Consider the following 25,885-nt stretch of genomic DNA (forward strand, 5'->3'; position numbering starts at 1 on the left):
TCCTCACTGCCGAAGGGAGGGTCGTCGGGGGAAGTCGGGGAGGGGCGGAGCGGGCACACGTCACAACCGGGCCACCACCAGCCCCGCGCTGCTGCCCGCCGCCAGTCCGAGGAGGGCGATCAGGTCCCCGGGGTGGGCCTTTCCGGTCTCCAGGGCCCGGACCAGTTGCAGGGGCAGGGACGCCGACGCCACGTTGCCGTGCCGGGGCAGCGTCACCACCAGCCGGTCCTCGGGAAGGCCGGTGAGCGTGCACAGGGTCCCGATGTCGCCGACGGCCACCTGATGGACGCCGACGAAGGCGAAGTCCGTGACCGACAGCTCCAGGGCGTCGAGCAGGGCGCGCAGGCGGGGCGCCAGGGACCGCAGGGCGGACCGCAGGTGCACGCCGTCCATCCGGAAGTAGCGGTGCTCGTCGTCCTGTTCCCGCAGATCGAGACTGCCGCCGTACCGGAGGGTCGCCGCCTGCCAGGCACGGGAGTCCGCGGCGAAGTCGCAGTGCAGCACACCCGGCGCGTCCGGCCCGTCCGGGCCCGCCGTGACCAGCAGCGCCGCTCCGGCGTCGGAGAAACCGTAGGCCGGGAAGGCCCGGGTGAACGCCGCCGCGTCCGGGACGCGCATCCGGACGGCCGTCGAGGGCACCTCACCACAGGTGATCAGCACGGTGCGGTACCGGTGCGCGGAGATCAGCGCCTGGGCGACCTCCAGGGCGTTGAGCACGCTGTTGCACGCGTTCTTCACATCGAACACCGGGCAGGAGAGCCCCAGTTTGGCGGCCACGATGTGGGACGTCGCGGGCTCGATCATGTCCTGGGAGCTCGCCGCGAACAGCAGCAGGTCGATGTCGGCCGGCTGGGCCCCGGTGTCGGCCAGCACCTTCCGGGCGGCGCACACCGCCAGGTCGGACGCTTGCTGGTCCGGCGCCGCCACATGCACGCCCTCCACGCCGGTGAGCTGGGTGATCAGGCCCGGCGGCGGAGCGAAGGGGGCGCTGGCGGCGGCGATCCCGGCCTCCCGCTCCGCCATGCCGATCCACCGCTCGGGCAGATGGACCGCTGCGCCCGTCAGCCGGGCTCGTACATCGCTCACCCGCGGCAACGTAACAAGCACTCTGTACGACGATCTCTCATGCGCGCGGCGAGGCCGGTCCGATGACACCTGACCGGCCCAACGCCGCGGCCGTCACAGCCGGGGCAGCCCGCACCACCGGGTGAGGAGGCGGTCGCAGCCCAGCGGCACCTCGTCCAGCCCCGCGACGGCCCGTTTCACCGGGTCGCGCACGACGGCCGGGGTCACCGCGTCGAGCAGGGCGGCGAGCCGTACGTCGGCCCCGACCCCGTACCGGGCCCGCGGCCGGGGTGCGGTCAGGGCGCGGTGGACGACCGCCGCGGCGCGTTCCGGACCGGGGTGACGGCCGGGGGTGCGGAGGGCCGCCGCGGCGGCCCGGTAGCAGTCGCCGTAGCGGGGGGAGACCGTGCTGGGCCGCTCCAGCGCGCGGGCGGCCTGCTCCAGCAGGGGGCTGGCGTGGAAACCCGGTTCGACGAGGACCACGTCCACGCCGAACGGCGCCGCCTCCATGCGCAGTGCCTCGGTCAGCGCGTTGAGGCCGGCCTTGCCCGCGCTGTACCAGCCGGTGAAGGGCAGGACGGCCCGGCCCGCGGCAGAGGAGACGTTGACGATCCGGCCCCCGCCGCGGCGCCGCATCGCCGGCAGGACCAGCCGCGCGATGCGGGCCGGCGCCAGGAGGTTGACCTCAAGACCCTGCCGCGCCTCGGCCTCGTCCACGTCCTCCACGGCCCTCGGCACGGTGACACCGGCGTTGTTCACCACGGCCCACGGACCGCCGTCGGTGCGTTCCGCGATATCGGCGAGGACGTCCCGGCAGGCCGTCGCGTCCGTGACGTCGAGCACCGGGACGTGCAGCCGTACGCCCCGTTCCTCGGCGTGGGCCCGCAGCTTCCCGGCCTTCTCCTCGTCGCGGGCCGTCGCGAACACCTCGTACCCCGCGCGGGCCAGCCGCAGGGCCGTGGCCCGGCCGATCCCGCTGGTCGCCCCCGTCACCACCACGCTGCGCGACATCCGACACCCTTCCCACCGACGGCACTGGCTGTCCCGTCAGTGGACCGTCCGGCGCGTTCAAGGCGGCCGGGACACCCCGCGTGCCCGGAAAGATCGCCCGGATGTCCGCGTGCGGGCCCGCCGCTCTACTGCACGTCGAACTCGTTGCCCTCCGGGTCCGTCATCGTCACATGGCTGTTGCCGTGCCCGGTCACCACGCGCAGCACCGCGGCGCCGAGGCCCTCCAGCCGCTTCACCTCGTCGTCCCGGGTCCCGGCGGCGACGTGGAGGTCCAGGTGGAGCCGGTTCTTGCCCCGCTTGGGCTCGGGGACGGCCTGGAAGAGCAGCCGGCGGCCGAGGCCCGTGCCGCTCGCCGCGTCCACCGGGTCCTCGGGGTGCCGGACCGCCGCCAGGTTCCGCCATGCCTTGCGGCCACCGGTTTCGACGACGTCCTCCGGGCCGACGGCCCCGGCGCCGAGCAGCCGCTCGATGAGCGCGCTGTTGTCCTCGACCTCGTAGCCCAGGGCCGCGCCCCAGAAGGCGGCCAGCCGGTTCGGGTCGGCGCAGTCGACGACGAGTTTCCAGTGCAGAGCCATGGGATCCCCCGGGTGACGGTTCTTCAGGACAAGGAAGCCTTTCATAGTGGTTACACGAGCGACGCCGCAAACCGGACTGGAGGGGTCGACGGCCTGGGCCCGGCGCCGACCGGTGCGATATGCGCCCTGCTGGGCATCCGTCGGATGTGCCGATAATGGAGGCGCGTCGCGCCCGGCCGCCGTCACGGAGGCCGCGGACGCGGACACCCGACAGACAATGAGCACCGGAAAATGGGGGCGTCGATGAAGAGCGAGCAGCAGCACGAGAAGCGGTACCGGGGGCGACCGGCCCGCCGGATCTCCGCTGTCGTGGCGCTGGCGCTGGGCACCGCGCTGCTGGCCACGCCCGCGTCGGCCGTGAGCGACCGGCCGGTGGCCCGGACGGCACAGCACGCGTCGGTGGACACCGCCGCCGGTCCGGCCGCCGCGGCCGGGGACGGGGCGGCGCGCTCCGCGGCCGGTCCGGCGGCGGAGGTCCGGCAGGCGGACGCCGGTGACCAGGTCCTGGCCAAGGAGAAGAAGAAAAAGAAGAAGGGTTTCTTCAAGAAACTGGGCATCGCCCTGGTCGTCATCCTGATCGTCGTGATCATCCTGGTGATCGTCGCGATCGCGCTGATCGTCCACTTCGTGCGCAAGGCGTTCCGCCGCCGCCGTTCCTGAGCGGCCGATCACCACACTGTCGGGCGCGGCCGGGCCCCCGTAGAGTCGGCGGTGGCCCGGAGCCGGCTCCAAGGACTCCGGGCCGACCGCCGTTCAGGGGCGGTGCAGCTCCCGAGGCAGGCGACGCCGACGGGGGCCGCGGAAGCGGTCCCGCCCGACAGTTGGAGAGAACGATGAACAAGGCCACCAGGACGGACGGGCAGCCGCACGCCGCCGACAGCCATGATCTGATCCGCGTGCACGGCGCGCGCGAGAACAACCTCAAGGACGTCAGCATCGAGATCCCGAAGCGTCGTCTGACGGTGTTCACCGGTGTCTCCGGCTCGGGCAAGAGCTCGCTGGTGTTCGACACGATCGCCGCGGAGTCGCAGCGGCTGATCAACGAGACGTACAGCACCTTCGTGCAGGGCTTCATGCCAGCGCCGGCGCGGCCCGAGGTCGATGTCCTCGACGGACTGACCACCGTGATCACGGTCGACCAGCAGCGGATGGGAGGCGACCCCCGCTCCACGGTCGGCACGGCCACCGACGCCCACGCGATGCTGCGCATCCTCTTCAGTCGGCTCGGCGAGCCGCACATCGGCCCGCCCAGCGCGTTCTCCTTCAACACCGCCTCGGTCCGGGGGAGCGGAGCGATCGCCGTCGGCACCAAGAAGGCGGTGAAGGCGACCTACTCCCGCACCGGCGGCATGTGCACGCGCTGCGAGGGCCGGGGGTCGGTCTCCGACATCGACCTCACCCAGCTCTACGACGACTCCAAGTCGCTCAACGAGGGCGCGCTCACGATCCCCGGCTACAGCATGGACGGCTGGTACGGCCGGATCTTCAGCGGCTGCGGCTTCTTCGACCCGGACAGACCGATCCGCGAGTTCACCGAGAGGCAGCTGCACGACCTCCTCCACAAGGAGCCGACCAAGATCAAGGTCGACGGCGTCAACCTCACCTACGAGGGCCTGATCCCGAAGATCCAGAAGTCGATGCTGTCCAAGGACATCGACGCGCTGCAGCCGCACATCCGGGCGTTCGTGGAGCGGGCGACGACGTTCACCGTCTGTCCCGAGTGCGACGGCACCCGGCTCAGCGAGGGGGCCAGGTCGTCGAAGATCAAGGGGATCAGCATCGCCGACGCCTGCGCGATGCAGATCAGCGACCTCGCCGCGTGGGTGCGCGGTCTCGCCGAGCCCTCGGTGGCGCCGCTGCTCGCCGCGCTGCAGCGGACCCTCGACTCGTTCACGGAGATCGGCCTCGGCTACCTCGCGCTGGACCGGCCGTCGGGCACGCTGTCGGGCGGCGAGGCACAGCGCGTCAAGATGATCCGCCACCTCGGCTCCTCGCTCACCGACGTCACGTACGTCTTCGACGAGCCCACCGTGGGGCTCCACCCGCACGACATCCAGCGGATGAACGACCTGTTGCTGCGGCTGCGGGACAAGGGCAACACGGTGCTCGTCGTGGAGCACAAGCCGGAGGTGATCGCGATCGCCGACCACGTCGTCGACCTCGGGCCCGGCGCCGGTACGGCGGGTGGCGCCGTCTGCTTCGAGGGCACCGTCGAGGGGCTGCGGGCCGGCGGAACCGTCACCGGCCGCCACCTCGACGACCGGGCCGCCGTCAAGGAGACGGTGCGGAAGCCCACCGGCACGCTGGAGATCCGCGGCGCGACGGCGAACAACCTGCGCGACGTCGACGTCGACGTCCCGCTCGGGGTGCTCTGCGTGGTCACCGGTGTCGCCGGCTCCGGCAAGAGCTCGCTCGTGCACGGATCGATCCCCGCGAGCGAGGGCGTGGTCTCGGTCGACCAGGGCGCCATCCGCGGCTCCCGGCGCAGCAACCCGGCGACGTACACCGGGCTGCTGGACCCGATCCGCAAGGCGTTCGCGAAGGCCAACGGCGTGAAGCCGGCGCTGTTCAGCGCCAACTCCGAGGGCGCGTGCCCCACTTGCAACGGCGCCGGCGTCGTCTACACCGACCTGGCGATGATGGCCGGCGTCGCCACCCCGTGCGAGGACTGCGAGGGGAGGAGGTTCCAGGCGTCCGTGCTGGAGTACCACCTCGGCGGCCGGGACATCAGCGAGGTGCTCGCGATGTCCGTGACCGAGGCCGAGGAGTTCTTCGGCGCCGGCGAGGCACGCGTCCCGGCCGCGCACCGGATCCTCACCCGGCTCGCCGAGGTCGGGCTCGGCTACCTCACCCTCGGCCAGCCGCTCACCACGCTGTCCGGCGGCGAACGGCAGCGGCTCAAGCTGGCGACCCACATGGCCGACAAGGGCGGGGTCTACGTGCTCGACGAGCCGACCACCGGCCTCCACCTCGCCGACGTCGAGCAGCTGCTCGGCCTGCTCGACCGGCTTGTCGACGCCGGCAAGTCGGTCGTCGTCATCGAGCACCACCAGGCGGTCATGGCGCACGCCGACTGGATCATCGACCTCGGCCCCGGTGCCGGTCACGACGGCGGCCGGGTCGTCTTCGAGGGCACGCCCGCCGACCTCGTCGCCACCCGCCCCACCCTCACCGGCGAGCACCTCGCGGCCTACGTCGGCGGCTGACGCCGAGCGGGGCCGGCCGGTTCTCAGCTCGTCCGGACGACCCAGGCGAGGGCGAGCCACGGGCCGGCCGCCGCGCCCGCGGCGAGCCCCCAGCCCGTCGTGGTGTCGGGGAAACCGGTGAGCAGCGGGACGCTGAGCGCCGCCCCGCCGGCCAGGACCGCCGCGGCGGGCAGGTGCACCCAGGGTTCGAAGCGCCGGGCGCGGGCGACCCCGGCCTCCCGGCGGTGCATGGCGACGGCCGTGCTCAGCCCCGCGACGAGGGCGAGCAGCCAGATGACGGGCCGGACGACGATGCGGCCGACGGTGGACGAGAGGTCGTCGGCGGCGGGACGCACTCCGAGGTCCGGGCGGCTCGGCGCGTACAGCAGCTCGATGGAGCGGCCCTGTTCCAGCTCTCCCTCGGTCCGGACCCCGCCCACGGTCATCTGGCGCGGGCCGGAGTCGAACGGCACGGTGACCACGATCGTCGAGCTGAACTCCTCGACGTCACGGCCGGCCGCTCCGGGGGTCTGCGTCCCGCCGACCACCTTCGACACGGTCAGCTGGTGAGTGCGGCCCCCCGCCCGGTTCAGCTCGGCGAGCCACCTGCCCTCCGTCCCGTCCGGCCCCACCGCCTGGTTGAGCGCGGCGGCGCTGGTGAGGGCGATGCCGAGGCCCAGCACCCAGGAGAGGGCGCGCGACCGGCGCGGTTCGGGCCACGGTTGATGGCGCTTGCGCAGGGCCTTCCTGCGCAGCGCGGCCCGTCGGCGCGCGCGGACGAGAAGTGAGGCCAGGATCCAGCAGAGGGCGCAGAACCCCGTGGCGCCGAGCATCCAGAGCAGATGGCGCTTGGGCGGCAGTTCGCCGTAGGGGACCACGCCGTACGGGAGTACGGCGAGCAGTACGGTGGCGTAGCCGACGAGCAATGTCGCCCAACCGGTGAGCCGCGTCCCTGCCCTCATGCCCAACAACCCCGCCCCGCCGTCTGATGATCTTGACGTGGACAGCGTAGTTGGTGTTCTCGCGCATGTGTGCGAGCACCCGGGGGTCGGTGCGGAGGATCAGGCGTAGGGGGTGAGGAATCGTTCGGGCTGGCAGGCGTCGCACGGCCGGACGTCGTGGGTGGCCATCTGGGCCCGGGCCTCGGCCGTCGTCAGGGTGTCCTCGCCGCCCTTGGGCACCCAGCAGCCGGCGTGGTGCAGTTCCTGGAGAACGCCGCCGGAGCGGCGGTACAGGGTGATGGGCCAGACCGCGTCCTCGAAATCCGGGCGCAGCGTCCGCCGATGGGAAATATGGGTCTGATCGGAGTCCCCGGAGAGACGTTTGAGCACGATCTCGCGGATCCAGTCGTGCGGAGAGCGGCCTACTCGGTGCGCCGCTGCCTCGATACGGTCGAGTTCGTCTGGGCTGAAGAGCTCCTCCATGACGGGGGACAGTAGCAGCGCGGGAGCACTCCCGGACCCGGATCCGAAGGATGAACTCACTGGGCTGACCTGCGGGTTGACCAGGGTGTACGGTTCGCCTCGGCAGGTGCCCGCGGCCCTCGCGCGGGTGCCGCGCGGCTTCTGCCGGGCCAACGCGCCCGGCATAGGACAAGCGTGTATTCGACGTGGCATCCGCCGCATACCTGAAGGGCCCATTCCGCGTTTCCGGGAATCACCTGTCCTCGTGAATACCCGGCCGTCCGGCGCCGGCCGCGGAAGGCGGGAAATGCGCAGCGAACAAGGGCGAATCCGGGGCAAGAGGGCGCTTTTCCGGAGGCCGCCCGGGCTTCACCGCGAGGCGTGCGAACCCAGGTAGAAGAGCAGCCAGATGAAACCGGCCAGCAGGTGGCCCAGGACGATGTAGATCAGGACCCGCCAGCCGATCGCCTTCTCGGCGTACTTCTCGCTGTCGCCCACTGCCGTGCTCCTGTCCGAACGCCGTCCGGTCATCGTAGAACACCCGTGCGGGGGGTCTCCGGCCGTCGGTGGCGCCCGGCCGTGTGGGCCATGTGGGGGCGGACGAGGCGTGTTCGGTGAGTTTGTCACATGATCTTAGGTCCATTTTGTTAGGTTATTTCCGCTTGTTCCCGTCTGTCCGTGTACGGCTGGGGGTGTTGTGGTGGCGGTTTCTGCGCGTGAGGCCCGGCTGGCGGCGGCCCGTGGAGGGAAGGTGGCGAGCGTGTCCGGCGAGGGGGCCGCCGCCGCACACCCGCTCGGCGGGATCGCCGGGAGCATGCCGTTCGACGGGGCGTCGGCCGACGTCGTCCCCGCGCTGGGCGGACGGGGCGGATCGGCCCCCGGCGGGCCCGGCACCCCCGGCTCGGGCGGCGGCGGCCCGGGCGGACCCGGCGGACAGGGACCGGGCGGCCCCGAAGGGCCGCGCGGCGGAGGGCCGGCGACCTCCTCACGGACGGGCCCCCGGCAGGACTACGACTACGCCGGATTCAGCAGACTGGCCGGGGAGTTGACGGAACCGCCCGCCGGAACCTACCGGGTGCGCTACCGGCGCCTGGTCGCCGGCGGCATCCGGGGGCAGCTCGGCGCCCTGCTGCTGGTGACCGCGGCGCCCCTGGTCTCCCTCGCCCTGCTGGTGTGGCTGATGCTGCCGGAACACTGGGTGGAGCGGCCGTTCATCAGCGACTGGGAACGTGCCGCGGACGCCGTGATGACGCTGTCGATCGGTCTGATCGAGGCCTTCCGCCTGATCAACGTCGTCTCCAACGCCCACGCCACCTGGGTGGCGCGCGACCCCGTACCGGTCCGGGCCCAGCCGGGCACCCGGGTGGCGTTCCTCACCAGCTTCGTACCGGGCAAGGAGCCGCTGTCCATGGTCCGCGCCACCCTGGAGGGCGCCGTCCGCGTCGAGCACGACGGGGTGCTGGACGTCTGGCTGCTCGACGAGGGCGACGACCCCGAGGTCAAACGGCTCTGCGAACGGCTCGGCGTACGCCACTTCACCCGCAAGGGCGTCGAGCGCTGGAACCAGCCCTCGGGATGCTTCCGGGCCCGCACCAAGCACGGCAACTACAACGCCTGGCTCGACGCGCACGGGGACGACTACGAGTTCATGGCCTGCGTGGACACCGACCACGTCCCGCTGCCCAACTTCCTGGAACGGATGATGGGGTACTTCCGCGACCCCGACGTGGCCTTCGTGGTCGGCCCGCAGGTCTACGGCAACTACACGACGGCGGTCACCAAGGCCGCCGAGAGCCAGCAGTTCCTCTTCCACGCCCTCATCCAGCGCGCGGGCAACGCGTACGGCGCGCCCATGTTCGTCGGGACCAGCAACTGCGTCCGGGTCAGCGTGCTCCGCCAGATCGGCGGACTCTACGACTCCATCACCGAGGACATGGCCACCGGCCTGGAGATCCACCGGCGCCGCAACCCCGCCACCGGCCGCCGCTGGCGGTCCGTCTACACCCCCGACGTGCTCGCGGTCGGGGAGGGCCCCTCCTCCTGGACGGACTTCTTCTCCCAGCAACTGCGCTGGTCGCGCGGGACCTACGAGACGCTGCTGCGCCAGTTCTGGCGCGCCGTGTGGACCATGTCGCCCGGACGGGTCGTCAACTACTCCCTGATGGTGGCCTATTACCCCATGGCCGCGATGAACTGGGTGCTTGGTGCGGTGTCCTGTGTCCTCTTCCTCGCCCTCGGCGCCTCCGGCATCAACGTCGAGTCCCAGGTGTGGCTGATGCTCTACAGCGACGCGGCGGCCCTCCAGATCGGCCTCTACGTCTGGAACCGCCGCCACAACGTCAGCCCCCACGAGCCGGCGGGCTCCTCCGGCACGGCCGGGATGCTGATGTCCGCCCTCTCCGCGCCCCTGTACGCCCGCTCCTTCGGCGAGGCACTGCTGCGCCGCCGCTCGCGGTTCGTCGTGACCCCCAAGGGCGACTCGGCCAGCCCGGACCGCGTGCTGACCTTCCGCACCCATCTGACGTGGGCCGCCGTCCTCGCGTTCGCGCTGCTCGCCTCGGTGGTGCTGAGCCACGCCCACACGGCCATGCGCGTCTGGGCCGTCCTGGGGCTGCTCACCACGCTCATCCCGCTGGGCGTCTGGCAGGCGGGGCTGCTGGCGCAGCGCCGCCGGCCGGTGCCGGTGCCGGCGGACGCGGGCCAGGACGGCGGCGGGCCGGAGCCCGAGTCGGCCCGGCCGGTGGGGCAGCGGACGCCGGTCTAGACGGCGCCCGGCCCGGTGGCGGCCAGGGACGCCGTGCGCTGTCCTCGGTGCCGAACGCGCGCAGGAAGGTGCCGACGGCGCCGCCCGCGGAACCGCTGAGCGCCTTCGTCCGGTACGAGCGGATCGGGCTGGACGACCCGTCGTTCGACCCGGCGGCCGCGGAACGGCTGCACGAGGCGACGGAACGGATGCTGCTGGGGCTCCGAGCCGGGGTCAGCGGCCGCCGTGGATGCAGAACGGCTGGCCGGACGGGTCGAGGAGGACGGTCCAGTGTCCGCCGCCGGGCTGGTGGGCGGGCTTGGTGGCCCCGAGCTCCAGCAGCCGCTCCTCCGCCGCCGTCACGTCGTCGAACACCAGGTCCATATGGAAGGGGAGTTCGTCCTTCGGCCAGTCGGGGGCGGTGAAGGAGTCGGATGTGTGGAAGAGGTATATCGCGCCCTTGACGGAGAAGGCGACGGCGACGTCGTTGCCCTCCGCGTCGGGGTAGGCCTGGCTGACCTCGGTGCCGAGGGCGGTGGCGTAGAACTCGGCGAGCTCACGGCCGTCCCGGGCCCAGAAGGCGTGGCAGAGGATCTTCCCGGACAGGGGCTTGGCGGTGCTGGTCATGGTGCTTCCTTCGCGGGTGGTGGTTCCGGAGGTGGCGCGCGCCGGGTTCAGCGCACGACCTTGATGCCGAAGTGGCCGCCGAACTGCTGACCGAGGCCGAAGCCGATGGCGGAGTGCATATGGGCGTACATCTCCATGCCGCGGGCGCACACCAGCGGGCCCAGGTCGAGGATGTCGGTCCAGCCGTACTCCTTCAGCAGTCCGGTGACCCGCTGCTTGGCGTCGGGGTGGTCGCCGGCGACGAACATGGTGTGGTCGCCGCCCCCGACAGCCCGGGGGTTGACGACGGTGTCCTGTTCCTGGGTGACGAACGACTTGACGACCTTGACGTCCGGCAGCGCCCGCTGGATCTGCTCGCCGAGGCTGTCGGTGTCGCACGGGTCGAGCTTCGGCATGACTCCCCAGGGGGTCGGCCAGGGGTGCTCGACCTCGGGGTTGTAGACGAAGGGGACGGCGTAGTCGACGAGCGTCCTGCCGGCGAGCCGGTCGGCGACGGCGGACAGGGCGGCGACGGCGTTGTGGCCGTCGATGCCGTTGATGACCAGCTCGTCGGCGGCGGCCGCGGCCTCTCCGAAGGTGCGCAGGGTGATGCCGGGATGGTCGGCGAGCCACTGGCCGTAGGGCGGGGTGCCCATCATGTCGGGCTCGGTGCGGGCCAGGGTGGCCTCGGGGTCACGGGTGCCGACGTACACCTCGTGGCCGAGCTCGACGAGTTTGGCGGCGTGCGCGCGGCCACCGGCGCCGGTACCGAGAACTGCGATTTTCATGGGGAAACCTCCCACTTTGTTCGTTCGGACGGATCCACAGTAGGAGGCTTTCAGGACAATCCATGTCCTTTGATGTGGGCATAGTGGGTGTCATGACGAGCGACATGACCGCCCGTATGCTGCGGCTGCTGTCCCTGCTGCAGACCCGGCGGGAATGGTCCGGCTCCGACCTGGCCGAACGGCTGGACGTGACCGTGCGCACCGTCCGCCGCGACATCGACCGGCTCCGCGAGCTGGGCTACCCCGTCGACAGCGCCCGCGGCCACGCCGGCGGCTACCGTCTGGCCTCCGGGACGGACCTGCCGCCCCTCCTGCTGGACGACGACGAGGCCGTCGCCGTCGCCGTCGCCCTGCGCACCGCCGCCGGTGGCCTGGCCGGCATCGAGGAGACCGCCCTGCGGGCCCTGGCCAAGCTGGAGCAGGTCCTTCCCCGTCGACTGCGCGGGCGGGTCACCGCCCTCCAGGAGTCCGTCGCAGGCATCACCTGGGAGAGCCGGGGGCCGCGCGCCGACCCCGCGCTTCTGGCCACGCTCGCCGTCGCCTGCCGGGACCACGAGATCCTCGGCTTCGACTACACCACCCGCCAGGGGACGGCCTCTCCGCGTCGCGCCGAGCCCTGCCACCTCGTCGCCTCCGGCGACCTCTGGTACCTCCTCGCCCACGACACCGACAGGGACGACTGGCGCCTCTTCCGCCTCGACCGCATCAGCAGGCCCGTTCCCACCGGCCGCCGCGTCCCGCCCCGCCCGGTCCCCGGCGACGACCCCGCCGCCTTCGTCGCCGCCCGGCTGTCCGCCGCCCCCACCCGGCACCGCGCCGTCGCCACCGTCCACGCCCCGGCCGACCACGTCCGCGCCCGCACCCGCGGCCTGGCCACCCGCCTCCGGCCCGTCGACGACGCCACCTGTCGCGTCGACGTCTCCGACGACTCCCTGCCCCGCATCGCCCGGACCCTCGCCGGACTCGACACCGACTACACCCTCGACGCCGACCCCGCCGTCCTCGCCCACCTCCGCGCGGCCGCCCACCGCACCCTGCGCGCCACGGGCGGCCCCCAGGAAGGCTGAACCGGCGGGCGCGTCAGGGACCCGGCGCCGGAGGCACCGCCGGCCGGGCCACCGGGGGCGGTGGCGCCGGAGCGGGGGTGACGACGGGGGCCGCTGGGACCGCTTGGGGTGGCGGGGCGGACGCGGGGGCCGGGGCGGCCGGGGGCGGGGTCACCGGTGGTGCCGGGGGCGCCTGTTGGGCCGTCGGCGGGGGAGAGGTGACCGGTGCCGCCGGCGCGGGCGCCGGGTTCGCGGGCTGCTGCTGTTGCTGCGGGACGGCGGCGGGCGGCGGGGGCTCCGACGGCCGGGTGGGGGCCGTCGTCGCCAGGGCGAGCGCGTACTCGGCCCACCAGTGGCCCGCCGGGGGCGCGCCCCGGCAGGAGCCGTCCGACTCCCCGGGGCGCTTGACCCACACCAGGGCGTCGACCAGGGGGACACCGGTGGCCGTGGTGGGCGCCGCCCCGAGGGCGCGGCCGGGCGGGTTGCACCACGTCTCGTCGCCGTCCTGCTCCTGGTCCTGCTTACGGGGGAGCGGGCCGTTGCCGTTGCGGCTGGTGTCGATGATGTAGTGGGCCCCGCCGAGCAGGGCGGACAGCCGGTCCCCGTACGCCCGGGTGACGTCCGTGGTGTGGAAGTTCGACACGTTCAGGGCGAATCCGTCGGCCCCGCCCACCCCCGACTCCTTCAGCAGACCGGCCAGGCGCTGCTGGTCGGAGACCCAGCCGGCGTTGCCCGCGTCGAGGTACACCCGGGTCCTGGGCAGCGCCTTGAAGGCCCGTACCGCCTCCGCGAGCAGCCCCGGCCGTTCCGCCGCCGCGTCCGGCGGGGACGCGCAGCCCGAGGCCAGGTGGGCCAGGGCGTCCGGTTCCAGCACCACCCAGGCCGGGCGCCCGCCGATGCCCTGCGCCGCGCGGGCCACCCACCGGCGGTACGCCGCCGCGTCGGCGGCACCGCCCGAGGAGTACTGGCCGCAGTCGCGGTGCGGGATGTTGTAGGCCACCAACAGCGGTACGCGGCGCGAGCGTTGGGCCGCGCGCGTGACCTGCTCCGCCTGGGCCCGCGGATCGTCGCCCGTCAGCCAGACCGCGGCCGGCCGGTCGGAGATGCGCCGCAGCGCCTCCGCGTCGTCCTCACGACCGCGTTCCTCCCAGACCCGCACCTGCCGGGCCGCTCGGCCGAGCGGGTCGACCCAGAACGGTGACTGCGCGACGCCGTCCACGGCGTCCGCCCGCCCCGGACAGAGCGGCAGACACACCGCGCCCGCGCTCGCCAGCAGGACGGCGCTCCGGCGGGCGCGGAGGAGCGCGCGGCGTGTGCGCGGCCTGAGCATGGAGTCCACCTCTCGCCTGGGCGTCATCGGGTGCTACCAGGCTGTGACCTGTCGGTGCGTCAGGTCCTGTTCTGTTGCGCCGGGCGGGGTGGGCGCTGCGCCGTACGGGGGCATGCGGGGGCCCTGCCGGGCCGCTTCGGTGGGTGCTTCCCCCATCCCGCCCCTTCCCGTAACCGGGGGCTTCGCCCCCGGCCCCCCGGGACCGCGCCGCGCGCGGTGTCCTCGAACGCCGGACAGGCTGATCCAGCCCGTCCGCCACCGGCCCGCCGGACAGGCCCTAACCGCCCAGCACTTCCGCCAGGTCGTACGACACCGGCTCCTCCAGCTGCGCGTACGCGCACTCGTGGGGCTCGCGGTCCGGCCGCCAGCGGCGGAACCGGGCGGTGTGCCGGAAGCGGTCGCCCTGCATGTGGTCGTACGCCACCTCGCAGACCCGCTCGGGGCGCAGCGGCAGCCAGGAGAGGTCCTTCTTGCCCGTCCAGCGGCTGGGGCCGCCCGGCAGCCGGGACGTGGCCTGGGCCTCCGCGCTGGCCCAGTCCTCCCAGGGGTGCCCCTCGGCGGTGGGCATACGGAGGGGTTCCAGCTCCTCCATCAGCTCCTGACGGCGTTTCATGGGGAAGGCGCCGCACACCCCGACGTGCTGGAGCCGTCCGCTGTCGTCGTACAGGCCCAGCAGCAGCGAGCCGACCACCGGCCCGCTCTTGTGCAGGCGCATCCCCGCGACGACGCAGTCGGCGGTCCGCTCGTGCTTGACCTTGACCATCACGCGCTCACCGGGCCGGTAGGGCAGGTCCGGCGGTTTGGCGATCACGCCGTCCAGGCCCGCTCCCTCGTACTGCCGGAACCAGCCCCGCGCGACGTCGAGTTCGTAGGTGACGGGGGCGGTGAACACCGGGTCGGAGGCGTCGCGGAGCGCTTCCTCCAGCGCGTGCCGGCGCTCGCGCTGCGGTGTGGACATCAGCGACGCGTCGCCCAGCGCCAGCAGGTCGAAGGCGACGAACCCGGCGGGGGTGACCTCGGCCAGATGGCGTACCCGGGAGGCGGCCGGGTGGATGCGTTCCAGCAGCGCGTCGAAGTCCAGCCGTCCGGCGCGGGCGACGACGATCTCGCCGTCCAGGACGCAGCGTTCCGGCAGGTGCTCCTTCAGCGCCCGCACCAGCTCGGGGAAGTAGCGGGTCAGCGGCCGGCCGGAACGGCTGCCGATCTCCAGCTCGTCGCGGTCCCGGAAGACGACGGCCCGGAAACCGTCCCACTTGGCCTCGTACTGCATGCCCGGGGGGATCGTCGCCGCGGGCTTGGCCAGCATCGGCTCCACGGGCGGCATCACCGGAAGGTCCATGATCCCGATTGTGCGGGCGCCGGTGCCGCCCCGCCCGCCGACAGGCGCCCGCCCCCTCGGACGCCTTAGCGTGGCCGCATGGCAGAGACGCTGGAGCTCACCGTCGGCGAGCGGACGGTACGGCTGTCCAACCCGGAGAAGGTCTACTTCCCGGAGCGCGGCTACACCAAGTACGACGTCGCCCGCTACTACCTGAGCGTCGGCGACGGCATCCTCCGGGCCCTGCGCGACCGGCCGACCACCTTGGAGCGCTACCCCGACGGCGTGGAGGGCGAGTCCTTCTTCCAGAAGCGGGCGCCCAAGAACCTCCCGGAATGGATCCCCACCGGCCGGATCGCGTTCCCCAGCGGCCGGTACGCGGACGAGATCTGTCCGACGGAGACCGCGGCCGTCCTCTGGGCCGCCAACCTCGGCTGCCTCACCTTCCACCCCTGGCCCGTCCGGCGGGAGGACACCGACCACCCGGACGAGCTGCGCATCGACCTCGACCCGCAGCCCGGCACCGGGTACGACGACGCCGTGCGCGCCGCGCTCGCGCTCCGGGAGCTCCTGGACGGGCTGGGCCTGGCCGGCTGGCCGAAGACCTCGGGCGGCCGGGGCCTGCACGTCTTCGTGCCCATCGCCCCGCGCTGGACCTTCGTCCAGGTGCGCCGGGCGGCCATCGCCGTCGCCCGGGAGCTGGAGCGGCGGATGCCGGACCGGGTCACCTCGGCGTGGTGGAAGGAGGAGCGCGGGGCCAAGATCTTCGTGGACTACAACCAGACCGCCCGCGACCGCACCATCGCCAGCGCCTACTCGGTACGGCCCCGCCCGCACGCCCCCGTCTCCGCGCCGCTCCGCTGGGAGGAGCTGGAGAGCGCCGTCCCCGAGGACTTCGACATCACCACCATGCCCGCCCGCTACGCCGAGCTCGGCGACGTCCACGCGGACATGGCGGACCACGCCTGCACCCTGGACGCCGCCCTGGAGCTCGCCGCGCGCGACGAGCGCGAGCACGGCCTCGGCGACCTGCCGTACCCGCCGGAGCACCCGAAGATGAAGGGCGAGCCCAAGCGCGTCCAGCCGAGCAGGGCCAAGAAGCCGAAGGACCAGAAGGACCGGAAGGGCGAGGCGGCGGAAGGGAAATGAGCGGGCGGATACGGCTGATGGTGTGTCAGACGGACTCATCACCCGTTCTCCGCGTTTATCCGGGCATCGCGGGTGGAACCTGGGCAATGCTCTGTTCCACCTCGTCCAAGAGGAGTTCCATGTCCAGGAGACTCGCGACCCGTGCCGGCCGGCTCGCCGTCGGCGTGCTGGCGGCCGCCGCGGCGGGCTTTTCGCTGTTGACCGCACCGGCCCAGGCGGCGCCGGACGCCGCGGTCCGCCCGTACGGCACGGTCAGCGCCCGCACCGGCGTCAACGAGCGCACCCAGCCGAGCACCGACGCCACCGTGCGCGGCATCCTGCGCCACCGGATCCAGATCGGACTGCGCTGCAAGGTTCGTGCGCAGGACATCGCCGGCAACAACGTCTGGTACATGCTGCGGGACCGTCAGACCTGGGTCGCGGCGAAGTACATCGAGAACGCCGGGGACATCCCCTACTGCCGGATGCTCAACCGCAGCGCCGTGGACGACAGCGCCGAGTCGCGCAACGCCATGGGCTGACGCGGCCGCAGGGCACGACGGGTCCCGTCCGGGCGATCGGACGGGGCCCGTCCCGTGCGTACGGGGTGATTGCCGGAGCCGATACCGGTGGCGGCGCCTACAGTTGCCTCACGTACTGCACGGAACGTACTGCACGGACGTGGGATCCGGCACCGGGCACCACGCCGGGGGCACGAGCTTACGTATCGGCCGGAAGGAAGAACGCGTTGGACCACCTGACCCATGGCTGTGTTCTGCTGCTGGACGGCACCCCTGACCGGCGGCGGGGCCTCCTGCCGAACCCGACCGCGCACGCCATCGCCGGGGCCGGTCCACGCGGCTTCCTCGCCGCCGGGACGGCGGACGTGGTCCAGCTCCCGGCGATGGCCGGGCCGCAGAGCGTCCTGGCCTACCTCCGCGACGCCGCCACCGTCCCCGGACCGCTCCTCGTCTGGGTCACGGGCCACCTGATGGTCCCGGCCCGCAAGGGCGGCGAGGTGCACCTGGCGCTCCGCGACAGCACCCCCGCCACCGTCCGCTACACCGGCCTGCCCTGGGAATGGCTCACCCGCGCCCTGGGCGAGCACACCGGGCCGACCCTGCTGCTGATCGACGCCGAGGCCGACGCGAGAACCTGGCCCCACGTCACCGCGGCCGTCCAGGACGGGCGGTTTACCGCGGGACTGGCGGTGTGCGGGGTCGTCACGCCCAGCCCGGACCGGGCGCCCGGCGAGGCGGCGCCCTACACCCGGGCCTTCCTCACCGCCCTCGGCCTCGGCCACCCCACCGCGGGGCCCGTCCTCGACCCCGCGCTGCTGCACCAGCACGCGCTCGGCCAGGCGGGGTTGCCCGACGGTCCGCTGGTGCTCCAGCACGGCACGACGGGACCCGTCCTCGCCAACCCCGCGCACGCCGCCCCGGCACCGGCCGCCCCGGCCCCCGCCGCTCCCGAGGAACCCGCGCAGCCGTCCGCCCCCGCCCGGGAGGAGGACGCCCTGCCGCGCATCCTGGCGGCCGCCAACGCCGGGCGCCACAACGAGGCCGCCGCCATGGCCGCCGCCTGGGAACAGCAGGTGCTGCGCCGGCACGGGCCCCGGAGCGCCGAGGCGGGGCTGTGGATCGAGGTCCGCGCGGACCTCGCGCGGCTGGCCGGGGACCACCCTCGCGCGGCCGAGTTGTGGATGTCGGCCGCCGCCAACCGGCTGGCCAGGGGCGGCCCCACGGACTCCGAGGCCGTCGCGGCCCTCAAACGCGCCCACTACTGCTGGCAGCAGAGCGGGGAGCGGGCGTCCCTGCTCGCTCCCGCCCTGCTCGCCCTGTGGGAGCAGGTGCCGGGCAGCCTCGACGCCGCGGCGGACGTACGGGCCCGGCTGGGGGAGGTCCCGCGGCCCGTCTCCCGCTGAACGGCCCCGGGCTCAGTCCCGGCGGGCGGTCCACCAGCGGGCCTTGTACATCGCGCCGCGCACCAGGCGCTTCGTACCGTCCGGCTGATGGAACGTCAGGACCGAGGTGCACCACGCGCAGGTGTGCCCCGGTTCCGGCCTGGCCACCAGGATCCGCCCGGTGGCCGGGTCGTTCCCGACGCTCTTGACGCCGGGGGCGCTGACGCGGGAGCTCCGCGGGTAGTCCACGAAGCGGTGCCGGGCCGTGGCGTACTGGTGGACGGCCGAACCGGTGGTCACCCAGAAGCGGCCCGGCGAGCCGAGGACGGGGGCGAGGTCGTGGCCGTCGCGGGTGGGCAGGGCGCTGCGGTGGACGACGGTCAGGACCGGGTCGTCGGCGGGGCCGGTCACCCGCAGGGCGACGAGTTCCCGGCGGCCCAGCGCCCACAGCAGCCGGGACCGGGGCTCCCAGTGGACGCCGTGGGCCCCGGGGAGCGGCACCTCCGCGTGCCGGGTGGCGCGGACGCCGAGTGAGGCCGCGTAGAGGCGGACGAAGCCGCCGGTGCTGGCCGCGACGGCGACGTTGCCGTCGGGCAGCAGATCGATGCTGTGCGCGTTGCCGGGGCCGGTGTGGGCGGCCCAGTACACGTCCCGCCCGGGGTAGCCGACCACCGCGGCGAGCCCGCCGGAGGCGGTGGCCAACAGGTACCGGTGGCCGTCTAGTTCGCGGAGCTTGGCCTCGCTCGGGTTGGTCCACGAGGAGCCGGGGTCCAGGTCCTCCAGCTCCCGCTGTCCGTCGGCGGTCCAGGACCACAGGACGCCCGTGCCCCGCCGCGCGTCCCAGCTCCGTACCTCGGAACGGAGGACGAGGACGGACCGGGTGGCCTGGTCGGCCGCGACGACAGGGGTGCCCGCCGGGGCCCGCGCGCTCGCGCTGCCGGCGGAGGCGGTCGACAGGGCGACGGCCGCCGCGAGGGCGGCCGTCAGCAGACGCCGCACGGGTGGTCCGGGATGGGGGTGCGCACAACGGTCAGGATCGGGCGGATCCGGGCGCCCGGGACGGCGCCACGCCCGGGCGGACGCGGAGTTCGCCCCGGGGGGTGCTCCGTGCCGCGGTTGTGCGGATTCCGTGCGGCGCGCCGGTGCCCCGCCGCCGGTCCGGGCGGGGTCAGGCGGTCCGCCGGGGCGGGGTCACGCGGTGGGGCGGGGCGGGGTCACGCCGTTGGGCGGGGCGGTCCGACCGCCACCCGGCGCTCGTCCTCCGCGATGGGGACGTCGTTGATACTGGCGAACCGCCGTCGCATCAGTCCGTCCGGGGCGAACTCCCAGTTCTCGTTGCCGTACGAGCGGTACCACTGCCCCGTCGTGTCGTGCCACTCGTACTCGAAGCGCACGGCGATCCGGTCGTCGCCGTACGCCCACAGCTCCTTGCGCAGCCGGTAGCCGAGTTCGCGGCGCCACTTCGCGCGGAGGAACGCCACGATCTCCGCGCGGCCGGTGAGGAAGAGATCGCGGTTGCGCCACTCCGAGTCCTCGGTGTAGGCGAGCGCGACCCGCTCCGGATCGCGGCTGTTCCAGGCGTCCTCGGCGGCCCGCACCTTCTCCAGGGCGGTCTCCGCGGTGAACGGCGGCAACGGGGGCCTCCGGTCGGGCATGACGGTCTCCTTCCGTGGTCCGTCGAGCGGAGAACGTACGTTCTCCGTGATGTGCGGTAGCGTATGAGAACGATGGTTCTCGCGCAAGGAGAGAGCACGATGAAGACCGTGGAGCAGGAGACGCTGGAGGGCCGGGTGCTGGACGCGGCCGAGGGGCTCTTCTACGGCCGGGGGCTCCAGGCGGTGGGGATGGACACCATCCGGGCCGCCTCCGGGGTGTCCCTCAAACGGCTGTACCAGATCTTCGCCTCGAAGGATTCCCTCGTGGAGGCGTACCTGTGCCGCCGCGACGAGCGGTGGCGCGCGTCCCTGGAGCGGTTCGCGGACGAGCGCCCGGCCGGGTCCGAGCGGGTGCTGGCCGTCTTCGACTGGCTCCACCGGTGGTTCCGGGAGCCGGACTTCCGGGGCTGCGCCTTCGTCAACTCCTACGGGGAGCTGGGGGCCGCCCACCCCGGCGTGGCCGCGGCCGCCCGGTCCCACAAGGACGCCTTCCGGCGGTACCTGGCCGGGCTGGTGGCCGGCGCCGGGGCCCCCGACGCGCTGACGGGCCAGATCCTCCTGCTGGCCGAGGGGGCGATCACCACCGCGGCCATCTCCGGGAGTCCCGAACCCGCGCTGCACGCCCGCGAGGCAGCCCGGGTTTTGCTCGCCTCGAACCGCCCTGCCGATCGGGAGAATTGACGTAGCGTCAGGACAGCTCGCGCAGGACCTCCCCGAGGATCGTCACGCCCTCGGCGATGTCGGACGTCGGGGACGCCGCGTAGCCGAGGACGAGGCCCGGCCGCTGCGGGCGCAGGCTGTGCCACGACAGCGGCTGCACCTTGACGCCCCGCTCCAGGGCCGCCGCGGCCACGGCGGCGTCGTCCGGACCCCCGTCGAAGGTGACCATCAGGTGCAGGCCGGCCGCGGCGCCGTGCACCACCGCGCCGGGCAGCCGGGCGGCGATGGCCTCGATCATGGCGTCCCGGCGCCGGCGGTGTCGCCTGCGCAACTGCCGCAGGTGGCGCTCCAGTTCACCGGTCTCCAGCAGCCGGGCCAGGACCAGCTGCGGCAGCGACGCGTTGCCGAGGTCGGTGAACCGCTTGGCCTCCACCAGGGCCTCCCGGTACCGCGGCGGGGCGAGCAGCCAGCCCACGCGCAGCGCGGGGGCGAAGAGCTTGGAGATGCTCCCGGCGTAGCAGACGCCGTCCGTCAGCATCGACCGCAGCGCGGCCACCGGCGGCCGGTCGTAACGGTGTTCGGCGTCGTAGTCGTCCTCGAAGACCACGCCGCCCTCCGCGACCCACTCCATCAGCTCGCGCCGCCGGGCGCCGCCGAGGACCACACCGGTCGGGAACTGGTGCGCCGGAGTGAGCAGGACGGCCCGCGCGCCCGTGGCGCGCAGGGCGTCGACGCGGATGCCCCCGGCGTCCACGGGCACCGGCGGGGTGCCGAGCCCCCAGTACCGGAAGTGCTGCCGGGCGCCGAGCGACCCCGGATCCTCCACCGCCATCTCCGTGACCCCCTCCCGGCGCAGCACCTGGGCCACCAGACCCATCGCCTGGGCCACCCCGCCGACCACGATCACCTCGTCCGGCTCCGCCCGGATCCCCCGGGTCCTCGCCAGCCAGTGGACGAGGGCCAGGCGCAGCTCCGGCGTGCCCCGCGGGTCGCCGTAGCCGAACGCGGAGGTGGTGAGGGAGCCGAGCACGGCGCGCTCGGCGCCCAGCCAGGCCGCGCGCGGGAACGCGGAGAGGTCCGGGAGGCCGGGCGACAGGTCGATACGGGCCGGGGCGGTGCGCAGCGCGTCGAACGCGTCCGGTCCCGGCGCCGTGAACAGCCTCTCCTCCGGGCCGGGCCGTCCGGGCCCGGGCGTCCGTCCGGACGGCGTGGGCGCCGCCACCGGAGCGGCGACGACGAACGTGCCGTGCCGGCCGCGCCCGGCCGCGTGCCCGTCCTCCGTGAGGCGCCGGTACGCCTCGATGACCACGCCCCGGGACAGCCGCAGCTCCCCGGCCAGCAGCCGGGTGGGCGGCAGCCTGCTGCCCACCGGCAGCCGGCCGTCGGCGATCGCCTCCCGGAGCCGGCGGGTCAGCCAGTCGGCCAGCCCGCCGGCCGGCGCGTCCCCGGTGTCGAGCTGGAGGAAGTCCGAGCCCGACATACCCCAGGTTTTGGCCTCATCGGATGAACTCTCTTTGGATCTGTCCATCGGTCCATTGTGGCGGCAGGGTCGGGGTGACAGATACCCCCGACCCCCGGCACCTCTGCTTCGGACGGACGCCTTGACCATCGAATTCCTGCTGACATCACTGATCGTCGTCGCCACGCCCGGCACCGGCGTGCTCTACACCATGGCCGCCGGGCTCTCGCGCGGCGCCCGTGCGAGCTTCGTCGCCGCGACCGGGTGCACGCTCGGCACGCTGCCGCACATGGCGGCGGCCGTCACCGGGCTGGCGGCGCTGCTGCACACGAGCACCCTGGCGTTCCAGGTGCTCAAGTACGCCGGAGTGGCCTACCTGTTCTTCATGGCCTGGGCGACGCTCCGGGACAAGGGATCGCTCGCCGCGGACGAGGGCTCCGCGCCCCGGTCCGTCCTGCGGACGATCGTCGACGGCGTGCTGATCAACATCCTCAATCCCAAGCTCACCATCTTCTTCTTCGCCTTCCTCCCGCAGTTCGTGAGCGAGGACGAGCCGCACGCCCTGCTGCGCATGGTCGAGCTGAGCGCCGTCTTCATCCTGCTCACCTTCCTCGTCTTCGTCGTCTACGGGCGGTTCGCGGCCGCCTTCCGGGACCGCGTGGTCTCAAGTCCGCGTGCCACCCTGTGGGTACGACGTGTCTTCGCGGGTGGGTTCGCGGCGCTGGGTGTCGGGCTTGCGCTCTTCTGAGGGCCCGCGCGGCGCCGAGCGCTCGGCGGACGGCGGCCGCGCGGGGCGTTCCGCCGGCGGGGAGGCCGTCCGCGGGGGAGCGGGGCGTGAGGGCTCCCGGGGCGCGCTGGGGCGGGCCGGGGGCTCGTGCGGGGCCGACGGCGGCCGCACGGACTGCCCCGGCGGGGAACCCGCGGTGGACGGGACCGACGGCCTTGACGGCACTGCCGGTACTGACGGTACCGAGGGGCCCGACGGGGACGACGGTCCGCGCGACGACGGCTTGCCCGAGGACGGCTTGCCCGACGGCGGTTTGTCCGGGAACGGGTCGTCGGACGGCGGCCGGGACGGGGAGCCCGAGGACCCGGGCGACGACGCCGGGCCGGAGGGCGTAGCGCCGGCCGGCGAGGACGGCGTCCCCCCGGTCGACGGGGGCGTGCCCGGGGTGCGGGACGGCGTCGGAGGCCGGGGCACCGGCGGCGAGTCGTGGGCGCCGTCGTTGCCGACCTCGCGGTGGAACACCTTGTCCTTCTGCTCGGTGTCGACCAGCGGGATCGTCTTCATCGGCCCCTTCGCCGCCGGCCGCGGTGTGATGACGGTGACCGTCGCCACCGCGAACCCCTCCCACCGCTTGCCGTTGTACTCGGAGGCGCGCACGTCGACGGAGGCGTCCGGCTCCCGCAGCGGATTCCCGCAGTTGCACTTGACCGCGGGCTTCCCGTACGCGTCCACGAGCACCGCCACGCCCGCCTGGAGCACGGCCTGGTAGGAGCGCGTCGTGCCGTCGTCGTAGTTGTGGTTGGTGACGAGTGTGTCGTGCATCAGGACCGCCGGCGTCAGGCCGTTGACGTGGTCCTCGATCGTCTTCCGCGGGATGCCCCGGGCCTCGGCCCACGCCTCGGCCTTGACCCGGTCACCGGCCAGGTCCTTGAGCAACTGGGCCTTGTCGCACCGGGAGGCCTGCCGGGTGCCGCCGAAGGCACCCGGGGCGTCGCCGGCCGTCGCGCCGCCACCGCCCGCCGAGCTGACGCCCCGCGCGTCGCTCTGCGGGTCCGGGACGAACGGGCCGTCGCCGACCTGCCCGACGGCCTCCAGCGTGATGCGTTTCTTGCCGTCGCCGTCGGAACCGTCCGACGAGCAGGCCGTCAGCACCGTGCCGACGGCCAGGGCGGGGACCGTCAGGAAGGCGACGGTCCGGATCCGGCGCCGCCTCCGCGACGCGTCGATGGGGACAGGTATCAGCCACATGTGCGCACCCCCGATTGCCGGTTCTGCACTGCCGATGAACGTGCCGGTGAACGATCCGTTGAACGCGTGGGTGGACGGACGGGGAGTCGGGCGGACTGGTGGATCAGTAGGGGCGGCAGGTCGCCACCCAACTGCCGGGCGGACAGGTCGTCGTGGCGCCGGGTGTCTCCGGCGGGCGGTCGGGCGGCGTGGCCGCCGTCGGGGCGTCGGACGCGGACGGGGTCGCCGGTGGCGCGCCGCCCTCCGTCCCGGAGGCCGGTTCCGGCTGCTTCACGGGTCCCGGGGCCGCGGAACGGGTCGACGTCCCGCCCGACGAGCCCGTCCCCGGGTCCTTCGCGTCGTCGAGGAACAGCACGGCGGAGACGCCGCCGCCCGCGATGAGCAGGGCCGCCAGGGGAAGGATCAGCCGTCGCGCGGACCACCTTCCGCGGCCCGCGGGTACCGGGGACCCGGCCGGGGCGGGATCCGGGGCGCCCGCCGCGTAGAGGTGGGCCACGGGGGTGGGGGGTGTGGAGGGGGAGGGCGACGAGCGGACGGTGGGGGGCGTTCCCCCGGTCCCGGGCGCCGGAGCGCCGGAGGGGGTGGGCGGCCGTACGTCGGGAGAGGTCGGTATATAGGTGGGGTGGTAGGCCGGCCGGTGGGGGGTGGCCGTCGTCGGGGAGGGCGTGTCGGATGTTCCCGGGCCGGCGGGCGTTCCGGAGCCGCTCGGTGTCCCGGCGCTGCCAGGCGTCGCTGAGCGGCCCGGTGTCCCGGGGCCGCCCGGCGTTCCCGAGCCGCCTGGTGTCCTTGAGCTGCCTTGTGTTCCGGCGCCGCCTGGTGTCCTTGAGCCGCCTTGTGTCCCGGCGCCGCCCGGTGTCCCTGAGCCGCCTTGTGTCCCGGCGCCGCCCGGTGTCCCTGAGCCGCCTCGTGTTCCGGCGCCGCCCGGCGTCCCGAAGCCGGCCGGTGTCCCGGCTCCGCCCGGGGTCCCGGCCCCGGTCCAGGGCTGCGTCGCGGTCGTCGGGTCCGTCCGCGTCCACCCGTCTCCTGTCCGTCCCGTCCGTCCTGCCCCGGTCCGGTCCGGTCCGCCGTGGACCGGAGAACCGGCCGTGCCGGCCGTGCCGCCCGTGCGCTCCCCGGGGCCTTCCGCCGCGGCCGCGTCCAGCAGCCGCTGAGCCTCCACCGAACCCATGCGGGTCTGCGGGTCCTTGCGCAGCAGCCCGAGCAGGAGCGGGGCGAGCGCGCCGGCCCGGCGCGGCGGGGGCGGGTCCTCGTGGACGACGGCCTGGAGGGTGCCCAGCGCGGAGGCGCGGCGGAACGGGGACATGCCCTCGACGGCCGCGTAGAGCGTGGCGCCCAGCGACCACAGGTCCGAGGGCGTCCCCGGGTGCTTCCCGAGCGCCCGTTCCGGGGCCAGGTAGTCGGGGGAGCCGATGACGTCGCCGGTGCGGGTGAGGGTGCCCGCGCCCTCGACGAGGGCGATGCCGAAGTCGGTCAGCACCACCCGGCCGCCGTCCTCCAGGAGGACGTTGGCGGGTTTGACGTCGCGGTGCAGCACCCCGGCGGAGTGGGCGCTGCGCAGCGCCCGGAGCACCGCGGACCCGACCCGCGCCGCCTCCGGCGGCGGCAGGAGGCCGTCGTGCTCCAGGACGTCGGCGAGCGACCGCCCGCGGACCAGTTCCATGACGATCCACGGGCGGCCGTGCTCCTCCACCACGTCGTGCACGGTGATCACACAGGGGTGGCTGATCCGGGCCGCGGCCCGGGCCTCCTGCACCAGCCGGGCGTGGAGCACCCGGACGTCGGCCTCGCGCAGGTGCTCCGGGGCCCGGACCTCCTTGACCGCCACCTCGCGGCCGAGCACCTTGTCGAAGGCGTGCCAGACCACGCCCATGCCGCCGCTGCCGAGCCTGCCCAGCAGCCGGTACCGCCCGGCCAGCAGGGGAAACCGCTCGTCGCCGCCGTTGGCGTCCATGCCGCCGCGCCCCCTCCCGCGCGGGGGCCCCGGGCCGCCCCGGGACCCCGCACAATTGGCCACACCGGCTGGGACGCGACGGCG

Annotated in this window: 24 protein-coding genes; 9 read left to right on the plus strand and 15 right to left on the minus strand. The window is 73.9% G+C overall.

What is annotated here, in order from left to right; genetic code table 11:
• Nucleotides 1-60: 60 nt before the first annotated feature.
• The 3 genes from HN013_RS15270 to HN013_RS15280 all read right to left on the minus strand — a co-directional run bounded on the left by HN013_RS15270 (nt 61) and on the right by HN013_RS15280 (nt 2,651).
• On the minus strand, nt 61-1,086 hold the full coding sequence (locus HN013_RS15270) for a 3-oxoacyl-[acyl-carrier-protein] synthase III C-terminal domain-containing protein (RefSeq protein ID WP_312018610.1): 1,026 nt from the start codon (nt 1,084-1,086) through the stop codon (nt 61-63).
• A gap of 93 nt (nt 1,087-1,179) precedes the next feature.
• Nucleotides 1,180-2,076, minus strand: a complete 897-nt coding sequence (locus tag HN013_RS15275; protein WP_171166683.1) for an SDR family oxidoreductase — start codon at nt 2,074-2,076, stop codon at nt 1,180-1,182.
• Nucleotides 2,077-2,201: 125 nt separating this feature from the next.
• Nucleotides 2,202-2,651 carry a VOC family protein gene (locus HN013_RS15280; protein ID WP_171166684.1) on the minus strand — a complete coding sequence of 150 codons (450 nt, stop codon included), beginning with the start codon at nt 2,649-2,651 and terminating at the stop codon, nt 2,202-2,204.
• A 243-nt stretch (nt 2,652-2,894) separates the two neighbouring features.
• Here HN013_RS15280 and HN013_RS15285 point away from each other — a divergent pair, with 243 nt between their 5' ends.
• Nucleotides 2,895-3,311, plus strand: a complete 417-nt coding sequence (locus tag HN013_RS15285; RefSeq protein ID WP_171166685.1) for a hypothetical protein — start codon at nt 2,895-2,897, stop codon at nt 3,309-3,311.
• 173 nt (nt 3,312-3,484) lie between these two features.
• Nucleotides 3,485-5,857 (plus strand): excinuclease ABC subunit UvrA, encoded by a 2,373-nt coding sequence (locus HN013_RS15290; RefSeq protein ID WP_171166686.1) that lies wholly within the window; start codon nt 3,485-3,487, stop codon nt 5,855-5,857.
• Nucleotides 5,858-5,880: 23 nt separating this feature from the next.
• Here the strand turns inward: HN013_RS15290 and HN013_RS15295 are convergent, their stop codons facing one another.
• The 3 genes from HN013_RS15295 to HN013_RS33020 form a co-directional block, all read right to left on the minus strand.
• Nucleotides 5,881-6,798: a hypothetical protein gene (locus tag HN013_RS15295; protein ID WP_171166687.1), complete on the minus strand. Its 918-nt coding sequence runs from the start codon at nt 6,796-6,798 to the stop codon at nt 5,881-5,883.
• A 99-nt stretch (nt 6,799-6,897) separates the two neighbouring features.
• Complete coding sequence (locus tag HN013_RS15300; protein ID WP_171166688.1) at nt 6,898-7,260, minus strand: DUF6233 domain-containing protein; 363 nt, start codon at nt 7,258-7,260, stop codon at nt 6,898-6,900.
• Nucleotides 7,261-7,608: 348 nt separating this feature from the next.
• Nucleotides 7,609-7,737: a DUF6126 family protein gene (locus tag HN013_RS33020; RefSeq protein ID WP_312018611.1), complete on the minus strand. Its 129-nt coding sequence runs from the start codon at nt 7,735-7,737 to the stop codon at nt 7,609-7,611.
• A gap of 262 nt (nt 7,738-7,999) precedes the next feature.
• On the opposite strand from HN013_RS33020, the gene HN013_RS15305 reads away from it, so the two are divergent.
• Nucleotides 8,000-10,003: a glycosyltransferase family 2 protein gene (locus HN013_RS15305; protein WP_171166689.1), complete on the plus strand. Its 2,004-nt coding sequence runs from the start codon at nt 8,000-8,002 to the stop codon at nt 10,001-10,003.
• A gap of 213 nt (nt 10,004-10,216) precedes the next feature.
• On the opposite strand, the gene HN013_RS15310 is transcribed toward HN013_RS15305, so the two are convergent.
• Nucleotides 10,217-10,609 (minus strand): VOC family protein, encoded by a 393-nt coding sequence (locus HN013_RS15310; RefSeq protein ID WP_171166690.1) that lies wholly within the window; start codon nt 10,607-10,609, stop codon nt 10,217-10,219.
• A 47-nt stretch (nt 10,610-10,656) separates the two neighbouring features.
• Complete coding sequence (locus HN013_RS15315) at nt 10,657-11,376, minus strand: NADPH-dependent F420 reductase (protein ID WP_171166691.1); 720 nt, start codon at nt 11,374-11,376, stop codon at nt 10,657-10,659.
• Nucleotides 11,377-11,468: 92 nt separating this feature from the next.
• On the opposite strand from HN013_RS15315, the gene HN013_RS15320 reads away from it, so the two are divergent.
• Entirely contained in the window at nt 11,469-12,443 is a 975-nt protein-coding gene (locus tag HN013_RS15320) for a YafY family protein (RefSeq protein WP_249375030.1), read from the plus strand.
• A 13-nt stretch (nt 12,444-12,456) separates the two neighbouring features.
• Here the strand turns inward: HN013_RS15320 and HN013_RS15325 are convergent, their stop codons facing one another.
• Both HN013_RS15325 and HN013_RS15330 read right to left on the minus strand, forming a co-directional pair.
• Nucleotides 12,457-13,752 carry a glycoside hydrolase family 6 protein gene (locus HN013_RS15325; protein WP_249375031.1) on the minus strand — a complete coding sequence of 432 codons (1,296 nt, stop codon included), beginning with the start codon at nt 13,750-13,752 and terminating at the stop codon, nt 12,457-12,459.
• Between the two features lie 277 nt (nt 13,753-14,029).
• Entirely contained in the window at nt 14,030-15,091 is a 1,062-nt protein-coding gene (locus HN013_RS15330) for an ATP-dependent DNA ligase (protein WP_171166693.1), read from the minus strand.
• A gap of 78 nt (nt 15,092-15,169) precedes the next feature.
• On the opposite strand from HN013_RS15330, the gene ligD reads away from it, so the two are divergent.
• From ligD to HN013_RS15345, 3 genes are all read left to right on the plus strand, one after another.
• Nucleotides 15,170-16,219: a non-homologous end-joining DNA ligase gene (gene ligD / locus HN013_RS15335; protein WP_171166694.1), complete on the plus strand. Its 1,050-nt coding sequence runs from the start codon at nt 15,170-15,172 to the stop codon at nt 16,217-16,219.
• A 119-nt stretch (nt 16,220-16,338) separates the two neighbouring features.
• On the plus strand, nt 16,339-16,740 hold the full coding sequence (locus HN013_RS15340; RefSeq protein ID WP_249375032.1) for an SH3 domain-containing protein: 402 nt from the start codon (nt 16,339-16,341) through the stop codon (nt 16,738-16,740).
• Nucleotides 16,741-16,946: 206 nt separating this feature from the next.
• Nucleotides 16,947-18,122, plus strand: a complete 1,176-nt coding sequence (locus HN013_RS15345; RefSeq protein WP_171166695.1) for a hypothetical protein — start codon at nt 16,947-16,949, stop codon at nt 18,120-18,122.
• A 12-nt stretch (nt 18,123-18,134) separates the two neighbouring features.
• Here the strand turns inward: HN013_RS15345 and HN013_RS15350 are convergent, their stop codons facing one another.
• Both HN013_RS15350 and HN013_RS15355 read right to left on the minus strand, forming a co-directional pair.
• Nucleotides 18,135-19,100, minus strand: coding sequence for a DUF6528 family protein (locus HN013_RS15350; protein ID WP_171166696.1), 966 nt, complete (start codon nt 19,098-19,100; stop codon nt 18,135-18,137).
• Nucleotides 19,101-19,315: 215 nt separating this feature from the next.
• Complete coding sequence (locus HN013_RS15355; RefSeq protein ID WP_171166697.1) at nt 19,316-19,756, minus strand: nuclear transport factor 2 family protein; 441 nt, start codon at nt 19,754-19,756, stop codon at nt 19,316-19,318.
• A 99-nt stretch (nt 19,757-19,855) separates the two neighbouring features.
• Here HN013_RS15355 and HN013_RS15360 point away from each other — a divergent pair, with 99 nt between their 5' ends.
• A complete protein-coding gene (locus HN013_RS15360; protein ID WP_171166698.1) occupies nt 19,856-20,437 on the plus strand; it encodes a TetR/AcrR family transcriptional regulator in 582 nt (193 codons plus the stop codon).
• A gap of 7 nt (nt 20,438-20,444) precedes the next feature.
• Here HN013_RS15360 and HN013_RS15365 read toward each other — a convergent pair whose 3' ends face one another.
• Nucleotides 20,445-21,944, minus strand: a complete 1,500-nt coding sequence (locus HN013_RS15365) for a PLP-dependent aminotransferase family protein (RefSeq protein ID WP_171166699.1) — start codon at nt 21,942-21,944, stop codon at nt 20,445-20,447.
• 73 nt (nt 21,945-22,017) lie between these two features.
• Between HN013_RS15365 and HN013_RS15370 the strand changes: the two genes are divergently transcribed.
• The gene (locus HN013_RS15370; RefSeq protein ID WP_171166700.1) at nt 22,018-22,623 is read left to right on the plus strand and encodes a LysE family translocator; all 606 of its coding nucleotides are present in this window, start codon (nt 22,018-22,020) and stop codon (nt 22,621-22,623) included.
• Here the strand turns inward: HN013_RS15370 and HN013_RS15375 are convergent.
• On the minus strand, nt 22,540-23,850 hold the full coding sequence (locus tag HN013_RS15375) for a DUF6777 domain-containing protein (RefSeq protein ID WP_171166701.1): 1,311 nt from the start codon (nt 23,848-23,850) through the stop codon (nt 22,540-22,542). The genes HN013_RS15370 and HN013_RS15375 overlap by 84 nt on opposite strands.
• Nucleotides 23,851-23,953: 103 nt before the next feature.
• Nucleotides 23,954-25,801 (minus strand): serine/threonine-protein kinase, encoded by a 1,848-nt coding sequence (locus HN013_RS33025; protein WP_249375033.1) that lies wholly within the window; start codon nt 25,799-25,801, stop codon nt 23,954-23,956.
• Between the last annotated feature and the right edge of the window lie 84 nt (nt 25,802-25,885).

It is taken from the genome of Streptomyces sp. I05A-00742 (assembly GCF_013055795.1).
Classification (GTDB): domain Bacteria; phylum Actinomycetota; class Actinomycetes; order Streptomycetales; family Streptomycetaceae; genus Streptomyces.